The organism is Candidatus Baltobacteraceae bacterium, from assembly GCA_036488875.1.
GTDB lineage: Bacteria > Vulcanimicrobiota > Vulcanimicrobiia > Vulcanimicrobiales > Vulcanimicrobiaceae > JAFAHZ01.
The window spans coordinates 14,192-33,923 of record DASXGW010000014.1 but is presented as its reverse complement, the minus strand read 5'-3'; the positions used below and the strand labels follow the sequence as shown (position 1 = coordinate 33,923).

Annotated in this window: 17 protein-coding genes and 1 tRNA gene; 13 read left to right on the top strand and 5 right to left on the bottom strand. The window is 64.1% G+C overall.

The features are described from left to right. Nucleotides 1-52: 52 nt before the first annotated feature. The gene (locus VGG89_16955) at nt 53-2,164 is read right to left on the bottom strand and encodes a S53 family serine peptidase (protein HEY1978244.1); all 2,112 of its coding nucleotides are present in this window, start codon (nt 2,162-2,164) and stop codon (nt 53-55) included. A gap of 128 nt (nt 2,165-2,292) precedes the next feature. Then, entirely contained in the window at nt 2,293-2,817 is a 525-nt protein-coding gene (locus tag VGG89_16950) for a hypothetical protein (GenBank protein ID HEY1978243.1), read from the bottom strand. Nucleotides 2,818-2,871: 54 nt separating this feature from the next. Here VGG89_16950 and VGG89_16945 point away from each other — a divergent pair, with 54 nt between their 5' ends. Continuing rightward, nucleotides 2,872-4,023 carry a P1 family peptidase gene (locus VGG89_16945; GenBank protein HEY1978242.1) on the top strand — a complete coding sequence of 384 codons (1,152 nt, stop codon included), beginning with the start codon at nt 2,872-2,874 and terminating at the stop codon, nt 4,021-4,023. A 670-nt stretch (nt 4,024-4,693) separates the two neighbouring features. Here VGG89_16945 and VGG89_16940 read toward each other — a convergent pair. After that, nucleotides 4,694-5,569, bottom strand: a complete 876-nt coding sequence (locus VGG89_16940; protein ID HEY1978241.1) for a hypothetical protein — start codon at nt 5,567-5,569, stop codon at nt 4,694-4,696. A 208-nt stretch (nt 5,570-5,777) separates the two neighbouring features. Then, nucleotides 5,778-5,851 (bottom strand) — tRNA-Met (locus VGG89_16935). A gap of 79 nt (nt 5,852-5,930) precedes the next feature. Between VGG89_16935 and add the strand changes: the two genes are divergently transcribed. The 7 genes from add to VGG89_16900 are packed head-to-tail and all read left to right on the top strand — an operon-like array spanning nt 5,931 to nt 11,965. Next, complete coding sequence (gene add / locus VGG89_16930) at nt 5,931-6,977, top strand: adenosine deaminase (protein ID HEY1978240.1); 1,047 nt, start codon at nt 5,931-5,933, stop codon at nt 6,975-6,977. Further along, nucleotides 6,964-7,635, top strand: coding sequence for a metal-dependent transcriptional regulator (locus VGG89_16925; protein HEY1978239.1), 672 nt, complete (start codon nt 6,964-6,966; stop codon nt 7,633-7,635). The genes add and VGG89_16925 overlap by 14 nt, the downstream gene beginning before the upstream one ends. Continuing rightward, nucleotides 7,632-8,315 carry a rhomboid family intramembrane serine protease gene (locus tag VGG89_16920; GenBank protein HEY1978238.1) on the top strand — a complete coding sequence of 228 codons (684 nt, stop codon included), beginning with the start codon at nt 7,632-7,634 and terminating at the stop codon, nt 8,313-8,315. The genes VGG89_16925 and VGG89_16920 overlap by 4 nt, the downstream gene beginning before the upstream one ends. After that, nucleotides 8,312-10,210: an ATP-dependent DNA helicase gene (locus VGG89_16915; GenBank protein ID HEY1978237.1), complete on the top strand. Its 1,899-nt coding sequence runs from the start codon at nt 8,312-8,314 to the stop codon at nt 10,208-10,210. The genes VGG89_16920 and VGG89_16915 overlap by 4 nt, the downstream gene beginning before the upstream one ends. Further along, nucleotides 10,207-11,199 (top strand): hypothetical protein, encoded by a 993-nt coding sequence (locus VGG89_16910; protein ID HEY1978236.1) that lies wholly within the window; start codon nt 10,207-10,209, stop codon nt 11,197-11,199. Before VGG89_16915 ends, VGG89_16910 begins: the two co-directional genes overlap by 4 nt. Before the next feature lie 29 nt (nt 11,200-11,228). Further along, nucleotides 11,229-11,675, top strand: coding sequence for a hypothetical protein (locus VGG89_16905; protein ID HEY1978235.1), 447 nt, complete (start codon nt 11,229-11,231; stop codon nt 11,673-11,675). Nucleotides 11,676-11,731: 56 nt separating this feature from the next. Beyond that, entirely contained in the window at nt 11,732-11,965 is a 234-nt protein-coding gene (locus VGG89_16900; protein HEY1978234.1) for a hypothetical protein, read from the top strand. Here the strand turns inward: VGG89_16900 and acs are convergent. Further along, on the bottom strand, nt 11,962-13,917 hold the full coding sequence (gene acs / locus VGG89_16895; protein HEY1978233.1) for an acetate--CoA ligase: 1,956 nt from the start codon (nt 13,915-13,917) through the stop codon (nt 11,962-11,964). The genes VGG89_16900 and acs overlap by 4 nt on opposite strands. A gap of 50 nt (nt 13,918-13,967) precedes the next feature. On the opposite strand from acs, the gene VGG89_16890 reads away from it, so the two are divergent. The 5 genes from VGG89_16890 to VGG89_16870 are packed head-to-tail and all read left to right on the top strand — an operon-like array spanning nt 13,968 to nt 19,711. Next, nucleotides 13,968-14,462, top strand: a complete 495-nt coding sequence (locus VGG89_16890; protein HEY1978232.1) for a TlpA disulfide reductase family protein — start codon at nt 13,968-13,970, stop codon at nt 14,460-14,462. Nucleotides 14,463-14,495: 33 nt separating this feature from the next. After that, nucleotides 14,496-15,542 carry a heat-inducible transcriptional repressor HrcA gene (gene hrcA / locus VGG89_16885; protein HEY1978231.1) on the top strand — a complete coding sequence of 349 codons (1,047 nt, stop codon included), beginning with the start codon at nt 14,496-14,498 and terminating at the stop codon, nt 15,540-15,542. 14 nt (nt 15,543-15,556) lie between these two features. Beyond that, nucleotides 15,557-16,678: a molecular chaperone DnaJ gene (dnaJ, locus tag VGG89_16880; protein ID HEY1978230.1), complete on the top strand. Its 1,122-nt coding sequence runs from the start codon at nt 15,557-15,559 to the stop codon at nt 16,676-16,678. Nucleotides 16,679-16,688: 10 nt separating this feature from the next. After that, nucleotides 16,689-17,411 carry a 16S rRNA (uracil(1498)-N(3))-methyltransferase gene (locus VGG89_16875; GenBank protein ID HEY1978229.1) on the top strand — a complete coding sequence of 241 codons (723 nt, stop codon included), beginning with the start codon at nt 16,689-16,691 and terminating at the stop codon, nt 17,409-17,411. 5 nt (nt 17,412-17,416) lie between these two features. Next, the gene (locus VGG89_16870) at nt 17,417-19,711 is read left to right on the top strand and encodes a diguanylate cyclase (protein ID HEY1978228.1); all 2,295 of its coding nucleotides are present in this window, start codon (nt 17,417-17,419) and stop codon (nt 19,709-19,711) included. The last annotated feature ends 21 nt before the right edge of the window (nt 19,712-19,732 follow it).

The window sequence follows — 19,732 nt, the reverse complement described above, 5'->3', positions numbered from 1 at the left end:
CTCGTTGTCGACTCGGACCTCGTTTACCCCAGTAAACTTCGGACCTCGTCTCCTAGATCCGACGAAATCGGAACCTCGCTAGCGGCGTCGATCTTCCGCAGACCGCTGCGGCGAACTTGATGCCGTTGGGCATGCCGATGCCGGTTGCATTATCGTATCCGGCCGTCGCGGCGTAGGGCGTAAACGCGGCGAAGGCGTTGTTGCCGGTGGTGACGTCGATGAGCGACGTGCCTTCCCCGCCTTTGGCGAGCAGCGCGTACGCGGCGGGATTGACGAATCCGAGCGGTCCGCAGATCTCAACGCTTTCGGCAAGCAGCGCGGCCGCGATCGAACTCGCCCATGCCGTTCCGCCGGACGTTACGTCGGTGCCGCTAATATGCAGGTCGTCGCCGATAGCCGGGAAGGCGATATCGGGAACGTTGCGACGAACCGTGGAAGCCGCACCCGCGACCCCCTGCTGGTAACTGGGAATCGGCCATGTGGAGGAGACGCCGCCGCCGCTCGCGCCGACTTCGAAGCCGTTGTCGCCGCTCCACACCGCAGGCGCACTCATCGGACCCGGGGTTTTCGAGGCGTTGCCGCCCACGGAAAGGGCGTACGGAAGACCGGCGATCGCCGTTATGCCGGTTTGGTTCGTCGTCGTCCTTTGGCTGTAGCACGCCGCGCCTTCGTCGCCGCTGGCCGAAACGAAGGTCATGCCGATCGCGGCCGCGCTGATCGCCTCCGATTCGATCGCGTCGTTGAAGGCGGTATCGTCGGTTTCGCACGGAGCGAACGGATCGGCGTTGAGCACGACGTTGGCTTTATTCGCGTCGATCGCCGCTTGATACGCGTCGATCACGTAGGTGCTGTCGAATGACGGTATTTCGTACGCGATGACCGTGGCGCTCGGCGCGAGCGCACCGATCGTTTCGGCATTGAGCATCGCTAAGGTCCGGTCGCCGCTTGCCGGACCGCCGTCGACGTGAACTTCCTGAAACGTGCCGCCGCGCGTGATGCCGTTGGCGTTAAAGAACGCCGTGAGATCGCTTGCCGTCAGCGCGGATTGCGCGATGAAGGCGACGGTGGTCGTGCGTCCGTCGTAGCCGTGTTGAACCGGAAAATCGAAGGCGTCGGCGACGGCGCGCGGCGCCCACTGACCGTTTGGTCCGAACGTCGGTCCCGTCAGCGGCGTGCCCGGGCCCGGTCCGACGGGAGTCGGCGGCGCGCTCGGCGTTGCGGTCGGTACGGTGCCGGTCAGCTTCACGGCGTCGACGTACATCGAATCGTACTGCGTCGGTTGTCCCTTGCCCGCAACGGCGAAATACAGATAGAGGATGCGTCCTTCGAGCGAGGCGAGCGACCACGTGTGCGGCTCCCAATGCTTCTTGTTCGTCAATCCCTTGAAGAGCACGATTCCCGATTTTCCGGGTTTGGCCGTGAAGCCGATTTCTTGGTAGCCGCCTTTACGAATGTCGCGTACGTTGGTGACGCTGTACGTGTGCGCGCGCAAAACGGCGTCGTGGGGAATGACCACTTTCTGGCAGAGGATCTCGATGCCGTGAACGTTGCCGGCGTCGGGCGACGTCGATCCCACCAGCGCGCTGTACTTTCCGGCGAACGCGTGCTTCGACAGCGCAACCTCATCGCAGGCCTTCCAGAAATGCAGCCGCTGCTCGAAGCTGCCGTTTTTGATCGCCTCAACCGTCGGAAGCGCGTCGGGGGGGTAGGCCGCACTACGGCGCGCGTAAACGAGGACGCGTGCGCGCGGCGGCGACGCAATCAGGAGATGCTTCACGAGCGGAGCTAGTGAGGCGGGCAGCCGCGGATCGTGCGGCGCGCGGACGTCGACGATCGCACGGTCGGGATACGTGCTAACGATCGTAAAGCCGGCGGCGCGCAACGATCGCAGGACGCGATCGTGCTGCTGCCGCGTCGGGGCGTAGCGCGCCTCGAACTGCGATAGCGTCAGGAAGTGCCGAAATCGCGGCGAGTGCGGATTGCTGATGTCGCCGACGAGCCGCTCGAGCTCGGCTTCGTGATTGAGGCGCAGCACGACGACGGCGTCCGATGCTCCCCCGGCGGGGGTAAACGCCGGCAGTCCGCTGTGCGCCGCGCACGCGCCCAATACGGCTGCCGCCGCAATGGCCAGGAACAGGCGTGATGGGAAACGCCGCGAGCTCATACCCCTTGTATACGATATGAAGCGGGCGGCCGTCCCGCGACGCTACCACAGGTTTTGGTTAAGACCGCCGTTTACGTCCTGAGGACGGCCTCTTGGACGAGCCGGCGGCTTGCAGCGGGGAAGAGGTCTCACCAAACGGCACGTGATGCATGTGACGAAGAGATCTTCGACCGGCGCGCGTAAAGCGTTGGGACGCCCAGCTTCCACGTCTTCCCGCCGTCGCGCGAAACGGACTGCACGGTCTTGAAAGCGTTGGCGGTAACGTTCGAAAACACGAGCCGAACCAGCACCGGACGGCCGTTCTCTTTGTCGGGTCCGACAAACGTACCGATGCCATGGGAGAAGCGCCCTACCAGCGGAGGCGAAACGCTGCCGTCCGTTGAGTCGACCCAGTAGATAGACCATTGCTGCGAATCGGGATGATAGACGGTCAACAAACTTCCGCGGACGTGCGGCATTGGCTTGGGAACGATGAGGCGGGCGATGGTCGCGCCCTCCCACAGGCGTTCTACGACGTGCGTATCGCCGCTCGGCGACATGCTCCACGTTCCAACTTCGAAGTCGAAATCGTGCCGCGCATCGCGTGCGGTGGTCACGCCCAGAAGTGCGAGTCCCCCGATGATGAGCGCCGCTGCGACCAACCTTTTGTCCATGTCCTCATTAATCGCTCCGACGGAAGAGCTTACCTGGGCGAAGAAGCTCGGCTCATGAACTTGAGCAGACGCGAGATCATCCTTGCCTCGCTGGCAACGGCAGCTACTTCGAACATCGCTCAGGCTGCGAGTTCGCAGCAGGGGCGCCCACGCGCCCGCGATATCGGATTAGCGCCCGGCGTTTTCCCAACCGGAGCGCTCAACGCGATCACCGACGTCGCCGGCGTTCGCGTGGGTCACGTGACGTTAGTTGACGCGCCGAACGTGTGCACCGGCGTGACGGCGATTCTTCCCCACGGCGGAAACGTATTTCAGGAGAAGGTTCCGGGCGGCGTTTTTATCGGCAACGCGTTCGGCAAACTTGCGGGTTCGACCCAAGTCCAAGAACTGGGCACGATCGAAACGCCCATTGTGTTAACGAACACGCTCAACGTCGGAACCGGGATGCTCGGGGCAATTTCGTGGACGCTCGCGCAGCCTGGGAACGAGAACGTCATGTCGGTGAACGCCGTCGTCGGCGAGACCAACGATTCGTGGCTGAACGATATTCGGGGCATGCACGTGACGCGTGAGCATGTGATTTCGGCGATTGAAAACGCACGCGAGGGAAAAGTTATGGAGGGCGCCGTCGGCGCCGGTACCGGCACGATCTGTTTTGGCTGGAAGGGCGGAATCGGAACGTCTTCACGCGCGATCCCGCAACGGTTTGGCGGCCATACCGTCGGCGTGCTCGTACAGACGAACTTCGGCGGCGTGTTGACGATGGGCGGCGCGCCGGTCGGCAAGGAGCTGGGGAAATACGCCTACGCTCCGGACGCCGGCAAAGGGTCGTGCATGATGGTCGTCGCGACCGACGCGCCGCTTTCGCCCAACGAATGCCGGCGACTCGCCGCGCGCGCTGTCTACGGACTCGGCCGCACGGGCTCCGACTATGAAAACGGCAGCGGCGACTTCGCGATCGCGTTCTCGGCGGCCGCGTCGGCTCGCGTTGCCTACGGTGCCATGGGAACGGCGCACTATGAAACGGTTACCACAGATGCAGTGTCGCCGCTCTTCGAAGCCGCGCTCGAAGCAACGGAAGAAGCAGTCTACAACTCGCTGTTTGCGGCAACGACGACGCGGTCACGCGGCCACGTCATCGAGGCGATCCCGATCGATCGAGTTATCGCAATCCTGAAAAAGTATCGCGCGGTCCCATCCGGGTAACCGAGGCGACTACGAGTTGCGACCTCCGTGGTAAGAGCCGACGGCTCTTCATGAGACAATACGTGCGGAGGATGCTCACCCTTGCGTATCGCATCATTTTCGGCCGACGTCGCGATCATGCGTTGCGCCAAGGATGGTTTGCGGGCGATCGTTGCCCCTCCGGCGCCCGGCGGCCTCACCTATACGAGCGAAAGCGTTCTGCCAATTTTGGTGCTATTGCTGATCGTCGGGATACCCCCAGACTTCGTTGTGCGTCATTTGTTGGTTCCACACCAGTATGCGGTTTGGAACGTTACGATCGATATAGCAGAAATCGCCGGCGCCGTATGGCTCTGCGGGGCCTTTGGTTCTATGTCGAAAATGCCGCACGTGATCGAGGATGGCAAGGTTCGCTTTAACCTCGGATTATTCGGCGCCATCGAAACCGACGTGCGAAACGTTTCAAGCGTAACGCCTCAGCCCGGGGCGCGGCGCCGTGCGCTACGCGCTGCAAGTCGCGAAACTGCGATGCTGCTTTCTCCCGGAACCGTTGCCGTCCGGGTTGACTTTGCGGAGCCGGTAGAACTGCGCACGTACCCATTTTTTGGGGAACGGTGCGTTAGCAGCGTTTTCGTTGGATCTGATCGGCCCAGCGAACTGCTCAGCATCTTGGAACGGGAAGGTAGGCCGGTTAGTTTCCGCTGCCCAGCATCCGATCCCAAACGTCGCGATATGCCGGATTGCTGATGCCGTCCGCGTGTGCTGGCACACCGCCGAGCGTCGGTTTATCGAGTGCGAACTGCTGTGCTGCCGGGATTCCCAGCGCTGCGTACGACGCTTCGATGACATGGGCCATCGGCTCGGCGACGTTGAAGGTGCCAAACCAACGGTCGGCGGGCGTGAGGCTCTTCCCGGAGTACCAATGCGCGATCTCTCGCGGTGACGAGCGGTCCCAGCCGCCCGAAAAAACGATCACGCGCGCGACCGCTTGACGCTGGGCGATGAACTCGGCCATGCCGCCGCCTTGCGATTGCCCGGCAACAGCGACGCGGCTCCAAACTACCTCGCCGTTTTGCAGATACTGCCCCCAGTTGCCTTGCGGATCGTTCGTTACGAGATACTGCAGCAGCTTGGTGAAACGATTCACGATCGCGTCCTGCGGCTGATCCTGAATTGGCGCGCTCCCGTCGCCGTACGCTCGGCGCTCCCGAAACTGTTGCGCGCAGTCCGGATCGCCGCGCAGCGCTTGGCCGTAGCAGATTTGCGCGACCGCCGGCGTGTCGACGTAAGACAGGTTGACGACGCGGTACCCGTGGTCGACGGCGTCGGCAAGAAAACGAGTCAGCTGCGGCTCTCCGCCGGTGCCCGGCATGAATAGCAGCACGTTGCCGGGCTTGGCCGAGCGGTCGTAGATCACGATGTGCTCGGGCTCACCGCTCGCGATTCTCGAATCGGTACCGGACGGTGACACGTGCAAAACCGTATAGCGGTCGTCTGCGTACTGCGCGGCGGCCGTCCCGGTCGATACAGCAAACGCCAGAACGGCGAAAGCTGGTAAGAGCTTCATGCCGTTGTCCTATATCGTCGAGGCGAAACGGTTACCTCCCGCGCGCGCACGCTCTTCATTCGGCGTATCCGTCCCCTCGTACACTATCCGGTCTTTCCACCGCAAGTCACGTTGAGCGCTTTCATCTGGCGACGCGGATGACGCTAGCCGCGGACCGGCAACTAAAAAACAAGGACCGTTTACTTTTCAGTAAACGGCCCTGTACAGGTTGCGGGGGATGGATTTGAACCATCGACCTTCGGGTTATGAGCCCGACGAGCTACCGGACTGCTCCACCCCGCGATAGGAAGAACCCTAATACTACGATCTGGGTTACGCCCCTGCAAGGCCCCAGCTCTTAGGGGGCGCGAAGAGCGGGCCTATGCCCCTGGCGGACACCATTCCGAAGGTCCACCTGCACTGTCACCTTGAGGGCACGCTGCGGGCGGCGACCTTTGTCGAGTTGGCGGCGCGCTACGGGGTGCCGCTCCGCTACCGGCCCGGCAGCGCCGACGGTCCGTTTGTCGACGAGCCCTCCGAGCGCGTCGATCCGCACGACCCCTACCTCTTTAAAGACTTCGGCGAGTTCTTACTCGCCTTTGCCGCCGCGAGCCGTTCGCTCGCGGCACCCGAAGATTACGCGCGCCTTGCGCGCGAGTTCGTCGAGACGGCACTCGCCCAAGGCGTGATTTACGGCGAGCTGTTTATCTCGCCGTCGGTGTGGACGTTCTTTCACAAGACGCTCGACGTACGCGCGTGCGTGGAAGCGATCGCCGGCGAGCTGCGGGCCGCGCGTCCGCAGGCCACCTTCAAACTCATTGTCGACCTCACGCGGAACTTCGGCGTGGAGCGTGCGATGCAGATTGCGACGATGGCCGCACAGCTCACCGATCTCGACGTCATCGGCGTGGGACTTGGGGGCGACGAGAAGCGCTTTCCGCCCGAACTCTACGAAGCACCGTTCGCTTACGCGCGTGCCCATGGCTTACATTGCGTCGCGCACGCGGGTGAAGCGGCCGGCGCCGAGAGCGTGCGCGACGCAATCGACATGCTGCGCGCGGAACGTATCGGGCACGGCGTCGCCGCGCTGCACGACGAGCGTCTGGTGCAGCGGCTGGCCGACGAGCGCATTGCGCTGGAGATCTGCCCGACGTCAAACGTGTTGACGGGGGCGGCGCTGCCCGATCGCGACGCGTTCGTCGAGTTCGATCGGGCCGGCTGCGTCGTGACCATCGATGCCGACGATCCGGCAATGTTCCGAACCTCGATCGCGTCGGAGTACGCGCTGGTGGAGTCGATCGCGGGCCCCGGCACGCTCGAGCGTTTCGTTCGCAACGCCATCGACGCCAGCTTTGCCGAGCCGCACGAGAAAGCGACAATGCATGCCGCGGTAACGCGCCGAATCGAGAAGCGAAATGTCGGGTCATAGCCACTTCGCGGAATCGATCGAGGAGTATCTCGAAGCGGTCTATCGTCTCGAGCGCGAGGGGCCGGGCGTCACGACGTCGGGACTCGCGTCATCCTTGGGCGTCGCTCCGGCGTCGGTATCCGGAATGCTCAAGAAGCTCGACAAAGACGGCTACGTGGAGTACGTCGCGCGTGGCGAGGTCAAGCTCACGCGCAAAGGATTGCAAGTCGCCGTCAACGTGCTGCGCCGTCATCGTTTGGCCGAACGTCTGCTCACCGACGTGCTCGGCATGCCGTGGGACGAAGTACATTCGGAAGCGTGCATGCTCGAGCACGCGATTTCGCAACGCGTCGAAGATCGCTTGATCGCGCTGCTGGGCGATCCGCAAACGTGCCCGCACGGCCAGCCCATTCCGCCGCGCGATTTGAGCGACCCGGTACGCATCGGCGTTCCGCTGGCGCAAGTCGACGAAGGCAGTCGCGCAACCGTCAGCGGCGTCACCGAAGAGATCCCCGAGATGTTGCGCTACCTCGGTGAAGTGGGCTTGCGGCCGGGAACGGATTTGCACGTCGTCGAGAAAGCGCCGCTGGGCGGTCCGATCACCGTCGAAGTGGACGGCAAGCGCTACGCGGTCTCGCTCGAACTCGCACGAATGGTCATGGTCGCCGATCGCGCATGATCACCCGCCTGCTCATCATCCTCAACGTCATAGGCTATCTGTGGGAAGTCTCCGTCGCTGGACCCGGTGCGTTCAGCCTGGGCGGCGGAAACATGGAGCGCGTCCTGGTCGATGGATCGCTCATTCCCGCGGCCGTCCGCGGCGCGCAATGCAGCGGGGTGTTCATTCAAGGCGGAGAGTGGTGGCGCATCTTCACCGGTGCGTTCCTGCACGCCGGGCTCATTCACATCGGCGTGAACATGATTTCGCTGTACTCGCTCGGACGGTTTATCGAGTACGCGATGGGATCGTGGCGAATGCTGCTGGTCTACCTCGCATCGATCGTCTTTTCCGGTTTGGGCATCGTGTACTTGAGCGCACCCTGCGTTCCCACGCTGGGCGCGAGCGGAGCGATCTTCGGATTGTTCGGCGCGTTGTTTGCGATTGGACTGAAGCTCGGGAAGCCCGGCATGGAACTCGTCCAAGCTAACATCGGTATCTTGATCCTCAACCTCATCATTACGTTCACGGTGCCCGCGATTTCGTGGCAGGCCCACGTCTGCGGTTTACTCGGCGGCTTCATTCTCACCACGCTGATCTATTATCCGCCCCGGCGCGTGCAGCCGGTGGTTACCGATGCTGCGACGGGAGCCGAGCTGGAAACCGAGTATCAGACGCCGCACGACCGCCCGACGCCGTGACCAACTCGACGATCGACGACGTCTTCGCCGCGGGCGGACCGATTGCGCGCGCGCTTCCCGGATTCGAACCGCGGCCGGGACAAGTGCAGATGGCGCAGCTCGTGGAGCGCGGCATTCTCGAGGGCGTGCACACGGTCGTCGAAGCCGGAACCGGGGTTGGGAAGTCGCTGGCCTACGTGATTCCGGCCGTGCGCAGCGGCAAGAAGGTCGTGCTCTCGACCGGCACGATTGCGCTGCAAGAGCAGCTCGTGCACAAAGACATCCCGCTCGTGCAACAGGCGCTTGGCGAACCGATTCGGGTGACGTTGCTCAAAGGCCGCAGCCATTACCTCTGCAAGCAGAAGCTCGAGCGGATCCGCGCCGATCGTTTGGTTGCCCCGTCGCGCGGTATGCAAGAGTTGTGGGAATGGGGAACGCGCACGCAAACGGGCGATCGCGCCGAGCTGCCGTACGTTCCCAAGACCGACGAATGGGAGCAGCTCGATGCCGATGCCGACGATTGCGTCGGCGAGTTTTGCGAGCATTTTCGCGACTGCTTCTTTTTCAAAAAGCGCGACGAAGCCAAATATGCCGACTTGATCGTCGTGAACCACGCGCTGTTCTTTTTGGATCTGGCCGTCGGCGGCGGGCTGCTGCCGCCGTACGACGTCGCGGTGCTCGACGAAGCCCACCAGTGCGAACGTTGGGCAACCGACGCACTGACGGCAACCGTCTCGCGCGCGACGATCGGGCGCATGCTGCGCAAACTGCATCGCGTCTACGATCTTCCGTCCTCGTTCGACGTGCGGTTCGACGAAGGCGTGCGCGCGCTCGAATCGTCGCTGGCGCGCGTCCCGGGCGATCGCTATCCGCTGGCGGCCAACGAAGAGGCGGGGCCGGCGCTCGAAGCGCTGCGCGACCATCTGTATCACCTCGAGAACTGGCTGTTCGCGAACTGGCACCGCGCGCTCAAGCGCAAGCCGGAAAACGACGCCGAAGCCGAGCGCCGGCGCGAGTTGGCGATGCGCAACGTCATCGCGCATTCGGCGGCGATCGATCGAGCACAGTCGCCTTCGGAGGACGCGATTGCGTGGGTGGAACGCAGCGACGGCAGCGGGCCGTACGCCGTCAACTGCGCGCCGCACGATGTGGCCGAGTTTTTGCGCGCGACGCTTTTCGCGCATACGCAGAGCGTCGTCCTCACGAGCGCAACGCTCTCGATCGGCGGAGACTTCACGTACGTGCGCCGTTGCCTCGGGCTCGATGCCGCACAGGAGCTGGTGGCGCCGTCGCCGTTCGACTACGCGAGCCAAGCGCGGCTCTTTATCGCACCGGCGCGGCTCAATCCCAAAGCCGCCGACTTTGCGCGCCGCGCGGCGCCGCTGGTGGAAGAGTGCCTGGATCGCACGCGCGGGCGCGCGTTCGTGCTCTTCACCTCCTACGCACGCCTGCGCGAAGTTTACGCGCTCGTGCGCGAGCGGATCGCTTTTCCCGTGCGGCTGCAAGGCGAGCTGCCACGCGCGCACCTGCTCGACTGGTTCCGCCGAACGCCCAACGCCGTGCTCTTTGCGACCGGTACGTTTTGGGAAGGCATCGACGTTTCCGGCGAAGCGTTGTCGTGCGTGATCATCGATCGTCTGCCGTTCCCGACGCCGACCGATCCGCTCGTGATGGCGCGCATCCGCGCGCTCGAAGCGCGCGGCCTCGACGGTTTCGAGCATTACATGATTCCGGCGGCGACCGTGCGATTGAAACAGGGGTTCGGCCGGCTCATTCGCAGCGGCAGCGATCGTGGCGTCGTTGCGCTGCTCGACGGCCGCGCGGCCTCAACGCGATACGGCGAGACGATCTTGCAGGCGCTGCCGCCCGCAACGCGCATCGAATCGCTCGAAGAGCTCGGCGGATTCCTGTCGTGAAACGTGCACTGGCCTTCGCGCTCGCGTTCGCACTGAGCTCCGCTCCGCCGGCGGCGCGCGCGTGGGGAACGAGCGGACACCGCATCATCGGCGAGGTGGCGATGCAATCGCTGCCCGACGACATTCCAGCGTTTCTCACGGCACCGGGCGCGGTCGCGACGATCGCGCAGCTTGGGACGGAGATGGATCGCCTCAAAGGCGCCGGCTACTCGTTCGATCGCGATGAAGACCCGGCGCATTACGTCAACGTGGGCGACGACCGGCGAATCGCGGGGACCGTTGCGCTCAGCGCGCTGCCGAGCGATATGGAGGCCTACGCCGCGGCGCTGCGCGAGGGCGGCAGCGATCCCTTCAAGGCGGGATATTTACCGTACGCGATTGCCGACGGATGGCAAGTGCTGCGTAAGGATTTCGCCTATTGGCGCGCCTTCGATTTTTTGGCGCGCAGCGCATCGGCGCGCGATCGCGCCGCGTTTACGAGCGAACGCGTCTTGCGCGAGCAGGTTCTCATCTATCAGCTCGGCATGTGGTCGCACTTCGTGGGCGACGGAAGCCAGCCGTTGCACGTGAGCGTGCACTACAACGACCGAGGCATCCATGCACCGTTCGAAGGCGCGTTCGTCCGCGCCCACGTTACCGCGGCCGCCGTGGCCAAGCTCGTTCCGGTGGGCGGTCCCCGTCCGCCGGTGAAAACGATCGACGAGCGCGAGCTGTTGCAAGAGATCGGCCTCTACTTACGCGCCGGCAACGATGAAGAGCCGCAGCTCTATGCGATTGCGCGTCGCACCGGCGGGTTCAAACGCGCGACGCCCGAAGCCGTGGCGTTTGCCACCGCACGGGTCGCCGACGGCGCCCGCGAGCTCCGCGACTTCATCGTCCTAGCCTGGGACGACAGCGTGCACGAATCCGTCGGCTATCCGGAAATGCCCGTGACCGACATTCTCTCCGGAAAGATCCACCCCACGCCCGCCGACTTCTCCCGCGACTAGCCAAGCGCAAATCGGGGAAACCTCGATGGGTGGTTTCCGTCGGATACGAGCTCGGATCGCGGGTCTTCTCGTCGCTGCGCGTGTGGGGGACGGCGATCGCGTTGACGTTCGCTCTGTGCGAGGGCGCCGGCTTCGGCGCATTTTCGTATCACTGCGCCTGGTACGATCCGTTTGCGGCCGCAGGACCGCAATGCACGTTGATTCACCAGGCGCTGTTGCCGCCCGAGGTCGCATGGACGACCTTCGCCTGGAATGCCGCGACGCTGTGGGTTGCCGGCTTTCTCGACGGCGGCTACGTTTTGGGGCTGATTCTCGTCGCGCTCATCCTCGGCGTCGCGAGTCGCGCGTCCGCCGGCGCGACGATGCGCATCTTTTCGGCTCTTCCCGTCGTGGCGGCGTGCACGCTGATGTTCGGTCTCGGATTTAGTTACGAGGTGCAGGCGACCATCGCCTCAGGCTTGCCTCAAGTTCCGTAATCCGATCTCGACTCGCCGGCGTACTAGCATAAACACGTTCTTTTTGGAGGTTATTCTTGAACGCACGTACGCTTGCGCTCGCGGCAGCGCTCGTCCTTACGACGGGAACCGTCGCCCTCGCCGACTCCATGGGCACGCCGTCACCGTCGCCCAAACCCTCGTCGCACATGATGATGTCGGGTCACAGCATGATGAAGGCGTCGCCAAAACCGTCGCACAGTCCGTCGGCCATGCACGCGAACATGATGATGCACGCGTCGCCGAAGCCCAGCCCGTCGTCGAAGCCCTAGTCTTCTTGCGTGACCTGGATTTTCGCGCGCTCCTGCAGCTCGTGAACCACCGCCGAATCGGCTAACGTCGTGGTATCGCCGAGGGTCCGGCCTTCGGCGATATCGCGCAGGAGCCGCCGCATGATCTTGCCGCTGCGCGTCTTGGGCAGCTCTTGCGTGAACGTAATATATTTCGGCCGCGTGAACTTGCCGAGCTTGTTGGCGACGTGATCGCGGAGCTCGTCGGCGAACTCCGGCGAGCCGGTCACGTCGGGCTTGACCGAGACGAACGCGTAAATCGCTTGTCCCGTCATGTCGTCGAGTTTTCCGCAGACCGCCGCCTCGGCGACTTTCGGATGGTCGACGAGCGCGCTTTCGACTTCGGTCGTCGAGATGCGGTGGCCGCTGACGTTCATCACGTCGTCGATGCGGCCCATAAACCAGTAGTTGCCGTCGTGGTCGCGCTTGCAGCCGTCGCCGGCGAGATACATGTGCGCGAACTTCGACCAATAGGTTTGTTTGTAACGCTCGTCGTCGCCCCAAATGCCGCGCAGCATGCCCGGCCACGGTCGCGTGATGACGATGTATCCGCCGCCGCCCAGCGGCACGGACTCGCCTTTCTCGTTGACGATATCGGGGAAGAAGCCCGGCAGCGCTTTGGTGGCGCTCCCGGGAAGCAAGGTCGTCAAGCCGGGCAGCGGCGAGATGACGATGCCGCCGGTCTCGGTCTGCCACCACGTGTCGACGACCGGCGTGCGGTTACCGCCGATCCATTCGCGGTACCAGATCCACGCTTCGGGATTGATCGGCTCGCCGACGCTTCCCAGCAAACGCAGCGACGATAGATCGTGTTTGGCGGGATACTCAACGCCCCATTTCATGAACGTCCGAATCGCGGTCGGCGCGGTATAGAGAATCGTGATCTTATAGCGCTCGACGATGTCCCAGAAGCGATCCTTGTCGGGATAATCCGGCGTGCCCTCGTAGATCACGCCGCTGCACCCGTTGGCGAGCGGACCGTACACGATGTAGGAATGGCCGGTCACCCAGCCGATATCGGCGGTGCACCAGTAGACGTCGGTCTCCGGCTTGATGTCGAAGACGAGCTTGTGCGTCATCATCACGTGCGTGAGATAACCGCCCGTGGTGTGTTTGATGCCCTTGGGTTTGGCCGTCGTTCCGCTGGTATAGAGCAAAAAGAGCAAATCCTCGGCGTTCATCGGCTCGGGTTCGCATTGCGTCGACTCGTTGGCGACGATCTCGCTCCACCACACGTCGCGGCCCTCGTGCATGAACACCTCGTCGCCGACGCGGCGCGCAACGATGCAGTGCTTGATGCTCGGCGTCTGTTCCATCGCGACGTCGCAGTTGCGCTTGAGCGCGATTTTGTTGCCGCGGCGCCATCCGTAATCGGCCGTGATCAGCGCGACGCACTGCGCGTCGTTGACGCGGTCGATAATCGACTCGGGCGAGAAACCGCCGAAGATCACCGAATGCGCGGCGCCGATGCGCGCACACGCCAAGAGCGCTACCGGCAGCTCGGGAATCATCGGCATGTAGATCGCGACGCGATCGCCTTTACGAATGCCGAGCTTGCGCAGCGCGTTAGCGAACCGGCAGACGTCGTCGAGCAGCTGGCGATAGGTGATCGTCCAACGATCGCCCGGCTCGCCCTCGAAATAGAAGGCGATCTTCTCACCGAGCCCGTTGCGCACGTGGCGGTCGAGACAGTTTACCGACGCGTTGAGCTCGCCGTCGGAGAACCATTGTGCGAACGGCTCGTCCCAATCCAGCGTCTTAGTGAACGGTTTCATCCACTCGAGCTCGCGCGCCCAGCGCGCCCAGAACGCGGCGTAATCGCCCTCGGCTTCGTCGTAGATACCGGGCTTCGCATTGGCTTGCTCGGCGAAGTCGGGAGGCGGTGGGAAGCGCCGGCTCTCTTCGAATAGGGCTTCGATCGCGTGGCTCGTCATGGGCTGCAGTTCCTCTAGGCGACGCGTCGTCGCCTGCCGAAAATTTATTCGTGCAGCTCTTCGCCGCGATCGTCTTGGCCGCACTCACGGCCTCGTCGGGAACCGGCCTCGCCGGCATCTCGTTCGATGCGCCGACGCCGAACTTCGCGATTCCGACCAAACAGGGAACGCGCTACCTTTCGGACCTGCGCGGACGCGTGGTCGTGATCGACTTTTGGGCGACGTGGTGCGACGTCTGCACCGAAGAGATGAAGTATTTCGTGCGTGCCAAGCAGACGTACGGCGATAAGCTGGCCGTCGTCACGATCTCCAACGAGCTCCCCGACGTCGCCGCAAGCTACTTTCGGACGTGGAACATCACCCTGCCGCTGGTCGAGGACACCAGTGGGGCGGTCGACCGGCTTTACTCGATCGGGAAGATCCCCGATACGCTCGTGCTCGATCCCGAAGGCCGAGTCACCTACGTCTCGGTCGGTGGTCTGAGCTGGGACGAGCTCAAGCAGGCGATCGATCGGGCCGCGGCCTCGGACGGGGCCTCCTTCTAGCACTCAGACGCCAAGAGTGCTACATTAATCCTCGTGAAAGAGCCGGGAAGCCTCGACAAGCGCAAGGCCTACATCCTCGCGACGGTCGTCTACGAGTACGTCGCGACGGCCGAACCGGTTGGCTCCCAGACCCTGACGCAGAAGTATAACCTCGGCGTCAGTTCGGCGACGGTGCGCAACGAGATGGCCGAGCTGGAGGCGGGCGGCTACTTGGTTCAGCCGCACACGTCCGCAGGCCGGATTCCCTCGGATGCCGGCTACCGTACCTACGTCGACCGGCTGATGCAGCCCGAGGAGCTCGGCACCGAAGAGCGCCGGCGCATCCGCGAGGATCTGCGCGACGCGAGCCACGAGCTCGACGAGATCATCGATCACACGACGCGTTTGCTCGGGCGGCTGTCGAACAATCTGGCATTCGTGACGCGGCCGCAGCAAGAGTCGCAGACGTTCAAACACGTTCAGCTCATCTGGCTGTCACCGCGCACCGGCGTTGCCATCGTGGTGACGTCGCTCGGCGTGGCGGCGCAAAGCCTCTTCGAAGTCGGCTCCGAGATCGTTCCCGACGAACTGACCCGGTTTTCCAACGCACTCAACGCGCGCTTCAGCAATCGTCTGCTGCGCGACGTCTCCGACGCCGAGATCGCGACGGTTGCGCGCGAAATGAATCTTTCCGACGACCTGCGCAACGCCGTCGGCGCATCGATGCAATCCGCGCGCTCGAACGAGCTTCCAACGGTTGCCGCCGCGGGCGCGCAGAATTTACTCGATCAGCCGGAGTTCCAGGATCTGCGCAAGCTGCGCTCGATCTTGCGCATCATCGAAGAGCAGAAAACGCTCTACGATATCGTCGCCGATGCGATGAGCTCGGATGCGGCCAGCGTGAAGATCGGACACGAGCTCGGCAGCGACGAGCTTTCCGACTTGTCGGTCGTGACCGTTCCGTACCGTTTCGGTGCCAATGCGATGGGAATGCTTTCCATCCTAGGGCCGCGCCGCATGCCCTACGCTCGCCTGCTGGCGCTGGCTTCGGGGACGGCCGAAACGCTCAGCCAACGCCTTTCCGACGTCGAATCGACCTGACAAGCTAACCCAGCATGCCCACCAAAGATTACTACGACGTCCTCGGCGTCGCACGAGACGCGTCAGCGGACGAGATCAAACGAGCGTATCGCGCGCTCGCACGCAAGCACCATCCCGACGTGTCGCACGACAAGTCGGAGGCCGAACATCGCTTCAAAGAAATCAACGAAGCATACGAAGTGTTGTCGGATCCCAATAAGCGCGCGCAGTACGATCGGTTTGGCACCGTCAATGGCGCGGGTGCCGGCCCCGCAGACTTTGGGGGATTCGGTCCGGGTTCGTTCGGCGACATCTTCGACATGTTTTTCGGGAACGTGCGCACCGCGGGTCCGGCTCGCACCGCCGGACCGCAGCGCGGATCGGACCTGCGATACGATCTCGAGATCACGATCGAAGAGGCGTTTTCCGGAATCACCAAAGAGATTTCGTTCAATCACCTCGCCCAGTGCGATTCGTGCCGCGGCAGCGGCGCGCAACCGGGAACGCTCGCGACGCCATGCGACCGCTGCGGCGGCAGCGGCGTCATGCGCACGGCGCGCCAGACGCCGTTGGGTCAGATCGTCACGCAAGCGCCCTGCACGAAGTGCGCGGGCGAAGGACACGTCATCGAACAGCCGTGTCAAACGTGCGCTGGCCGCGGCCGGCGCGAGATCGAGCGCCGCCTCACCGTAAAGGTACCGGCCGGCGTCGACGACGGCTCGCGCATTCGCATCGCCGGGAACGGCGAAGCGGGCATCCGCAACGGTCCGCCCGGCGATCTCTACGTCTACCTGACGGTGAAGCCGCACGCCATGTTCCGCCGCGAGGGTCTCGATACGTTCGTCGACGTTCCGGTCAGTTTCACGCAGGCGGCACTCGGGGCGGCGTTGTCGGTGCCGTCGCTCGAAGGCGAGGTCGCCGTGACGCTTGCACCCGGCACGCAAAGCGGAACGACGATGCGTCTGCGAGGTCGCGGCATGCCCAGCGTTCGCGGAACGCAGCGCGGCGATCATCACGTAACGGTGCACGTGCTCGTTCCGACCAAACTCAATAAACGCCAGCGCGAGCTGCTGGAAGAGTACGCGAGCGCCGGCGGCGACGCGATCGACGAACGCAGCTTCTTCGAGCGTGTAAAAGACGCGTTTCGCCCGGAGTAGTCTCGACACGATGCCGGCCCGCCGATTCTTCGTTGAAGGGGTTCGCGCGATCGGCGAGCGCGTGGCCATCGAGGGTGCCGACGCCCGCAAGATCGTCGCCGTTTTGCGCCTGAGCGACGGCGACGCGATCGAGCTCGTCGACTCAGCGGGAACGCGGTTCGACGCGCGCGTGCACGTCGACGGCAACGCGGTTTTCGCGTCGCTGCTCGCCGCGCACGCAAACGAGACTCCGGCCTCGCGCTCGATCGACGTCGCGCAAGCGATTCCCAAGGGGCAGAAGATGGATTTCGTCGTCGAGAAGGCCACCGAGCTCGGCGCGCGCGCGATCTTGCCGTTTACCAGCGAGCGCAGCGTGGCGCACGCCTCTGGAACGGCAAAGATCGATCGCTGGCGCCGGCTGGCGCGCACGGCGGCGCAGCAGTGCGGCCGCAGCTTCGTCCCCGAGATCGCCGGGGTCGGCTCCTACGACGAGCTCCTAGCCCGGTTTGCGGAGTACGACGCGGTGCTGTTTCCGTGGGAGGTGGCGCCGGCGCAGCCGCTGCGCGAAACCCTCCCGCCGCTGCTCGCGGGCGCGTCCCGCGTGCTGGTCGTCATCGGGCCCGAGGGCGGCTTTTCGCACGCCGAGGCCGACATGGCCGCGGACCGCGGCGCCCACCTCTTATGGCTGGGCCCGCGGATCCTGCGGACCGAGACGGCTGCCATGGTCTTGCTTGCAATCCTCGAATACCTATAGTCCAAATGGATCAAGCGGAGGCAGTACGGCGCCTGCGCACGGGAGGCGTTCTGGCGGTCGCGACGATTGCGCTTATGGTCGTCATTCAGGCCGCTGTGATCGAATACCGATTCGCAACGGCGCCGGTGCAAACGGACATCGTCAACCGGAGCAGTTTGCGCCGCGCGCAAGCGATGGCGATTCTGTATCAGGCCGCGCGCGCCGCTTCGACACCCTCCGCCGTCGCCGATCTCGAGACCGCCATCACGAAACTCGACGTCGAGAACGACGACCTGGGCGACCTCAGCGGCGCGGACCGCGACTTGTACCAGCGATTCGAAGCCGTTTCGCGCCGGGTAGCCGCCGGCCCGCGTAACGCCGCGCTGCAAGAGCAACTCCGCACGCTTGGGCTGCAGATGGACGACACGTTCGGCCGCGCGACGACGGTCACCACGGTGCGCGGAAGCGCTCAGCGCACGACGTCGCGCAACATCGTGCTCGTGGCCGGCGGCGTGATTCTCGTCGTCGTCGCCGCGTTGTATGCGTTCGTCATTCGGCGGCGCGAAGCGTCGATCGAGTCTGCGTTGCGAGCGCTCGAGCAGCGGCGGCAGCGGTTTGCGGCGATGTTCGACAACAGTTCGGATCTGATGTGCATCTATCGCGCCGACGGCACGATCGTGCGCGCGAACCGCGCCGCGATGGTGCGCCTGGGATTCGGCGTCGAGGCGGTCGGTCAGAAGTTCGACATTCACATCGCTCCGGATTGCCGCGGTTCGGCGGCGGTCGACTATGCGACCGCCGCGTCGGGCCGATCGATCGAGTTTGCGACGACGTTTCTCGACGCGCAGGGTCGTGAGGTTCCCGTCGTTGGCAGCCTGGCGCCGATCGTCGTCAACGGCACCGTCGAGGGAGTGGTCGGATCCGTGCGGGACGTCACCGTCGAGCGTCGATTCGAAGCCGAGCTCGTGCGCAGCAACGAACGGTTCCGGTCGCTCTTTGCGTCGAGCCCGAACTCGATTCTGGCCGTCGACGCCGAGGGCGTTATCACCGATGCAAACGTAACGTTCGAGCATCTTACCGGACACGCGGCCGCCGACATCGTCGGTAAGAACTTCACCGTCGTCGTTCCTCCCGGACAGCGCGAAGGTTCGCAAGCGCGCTTCGAGGAGCTTCTTTCCGGACCGGCCCGCAGCTACGACGCGACAGCATATACGAAAGATGCCCACGAGGTGCCGGTTCACGTTGACGCTACGCCGATTCGCGTCGCCGGTCGCGTCGAGGGTATCTTCTACACGTCGCGCGACATGAGCGGCGAGCGCGCGCTGCGCCGGCAAGTCGATGAGTTCGACGAACGGCTGGCGACGCTGCTGCAGGTGGCCGGATCGTCGTGGAGCGGCGGAGCTCAAGTCGACGAAGCGTTGTTCCTTGGATCGAACGCGCTGCAGATGACGCACGGCTACGTCGTCGAAATGCGCGACGGCGAACTGATCGTTCAGCACCGGTACGGTTCCGACGATTTACTTCCGGTCGGACATCGAATGCCGGTAACGCAATCGATCGGAGGCCGCCTTGCCTCGAGCGAACGGGCCGTCGCGATCGACGATCTCACCGTCGGGCCGTATGCGAGCGAACTGAAAGAGCGCGGCCTTCCGTGGGGGAGCTATATTGGAGCGCGTCTCACCGTCGACGGCGAGCAGTACGGTGCCATCCTCTTTCTCGATAAGGCCAAGCGCGAATCTGAGTTCAAGCAATCCGACATCGACTTCATCGACGTACTAAGCTCGATGGTAACCAACGCCGTCTCCCGGGAGCTGCGCGGAAGACGGCTGCACGAGCGTGCGACGCAAGACAAACTCACCGGCCTTGCCAATCGAGCAGCCCTCGAAGAGCTCTTCACGCGCGCGACGGCGCGCGCGCGTCGCGGCGGTGAAATCATCGCCCTGCACTATGCCGACCTCGACGGCTTCAAACCCGTCAACGACGTGCACGGCCACGCGGCCGGCGACGAGGTCCTCAAGGAAGTCGCCCGCCGTCTCGAGATTGCGGTACGAGGACACGACGTGGTCGCGCGTGTCGGCGGGGACGAGTTCGTCATTCTGCAGACCGCGATAGCCGACGTTGGCGACGTGGAAGCGCTCACCGAGCGGATGTACCGGTTCCTCGATAAGCCGATCGTACTGTCGACCGGCGCGAACGTCACCGTGGGCGCCAGCATCGGGATCGCCCTCTTTCCCGAACACGGCGAGGACCTGCAGCGACTGCTGCAGGTTGCCGACGCCGCGATGTATCGCGATAAACACTTGCGGCGCGAGGAAGCATAGGACGCCGTCCGTAGGCCGACG

Bases quoted from the DNA above. Each gene is read 5' to 3' on its own strand.
- VGG89_16955 (HEY1978244.1), bottom strand. From the start codon at position 2,164: ATGAGCTCGCGGCGTTTCCCATCACGCCTGTTCCTGGCCATTGCGGCG.
- VGG89_16950 (HEY1978243.1), bottom strand. From the start codon at position 2,817: ATGGACAAAAGGTTGGTCGCAGCGGCGCTCATCATCGGGGGACTCGCA.
- VGG89_16945 (HEY1978242.1), top strand. From the start codon at position 2,872: ATGAACTTGAGCAGACGCGAGATCATCCTTGCCTCGCTGGCAACGGCA.
- VGG89_16940 (HEY1978241.1), bottom strand. From the start codon at position 5,569: ATGAAGCTCTTACCAGCTTTCGCCGTTCTGGCGTTTGCTGTATCGACC.
- add (HEY1978240.1), top strand. From the start codon at position 5,931: ATGCCCCTGGCGGACACCATTCCGAAGGTCCACCTGCACTGTCACCTT.
- VGG89_16925 (HEY1978239.1), top strand. From the start codon at position 6,964: ATGTCGGGTCATAGCCACTTCGCGGAATCGATCGAGGAGTATCTCGAA.
- VGG89_16920 (HEY1978238.1), top strand. From the start codon at position 7,632: ATGATCACCCGCCTGCTCATCATCCTCAACGTCATAGGCTATCTGTGG.
- acs (HEY1978233.1), bottom strand. From the start codon at position 13,917: ATGACGAGCCACGCGATCGAAGCCCTATTCGAAGAGAGCCGGCGCTTC.
- dnaJ (HEY1978230.1), top strand. From the start codon at position 15,557: ATGCCCACCAAAGATTACTACGACGTCCTCGGCGTCGCACGAGACGCG.
- VGG89_16875 (HEY1978229.1), top strand. From the start codon at position 16,689: ATGCCGGCCCGCCGATTCTTCGTTGAAGGGGTTCGCGCGATCGGCGAG.
- VGG89_16870 (HEY1978228.1), top strand. From the start codon at position 17,417: ATGGATCAAGCGGAGGCAGTACGGCGCCTGCGCACGGGAGGCGTTCTG.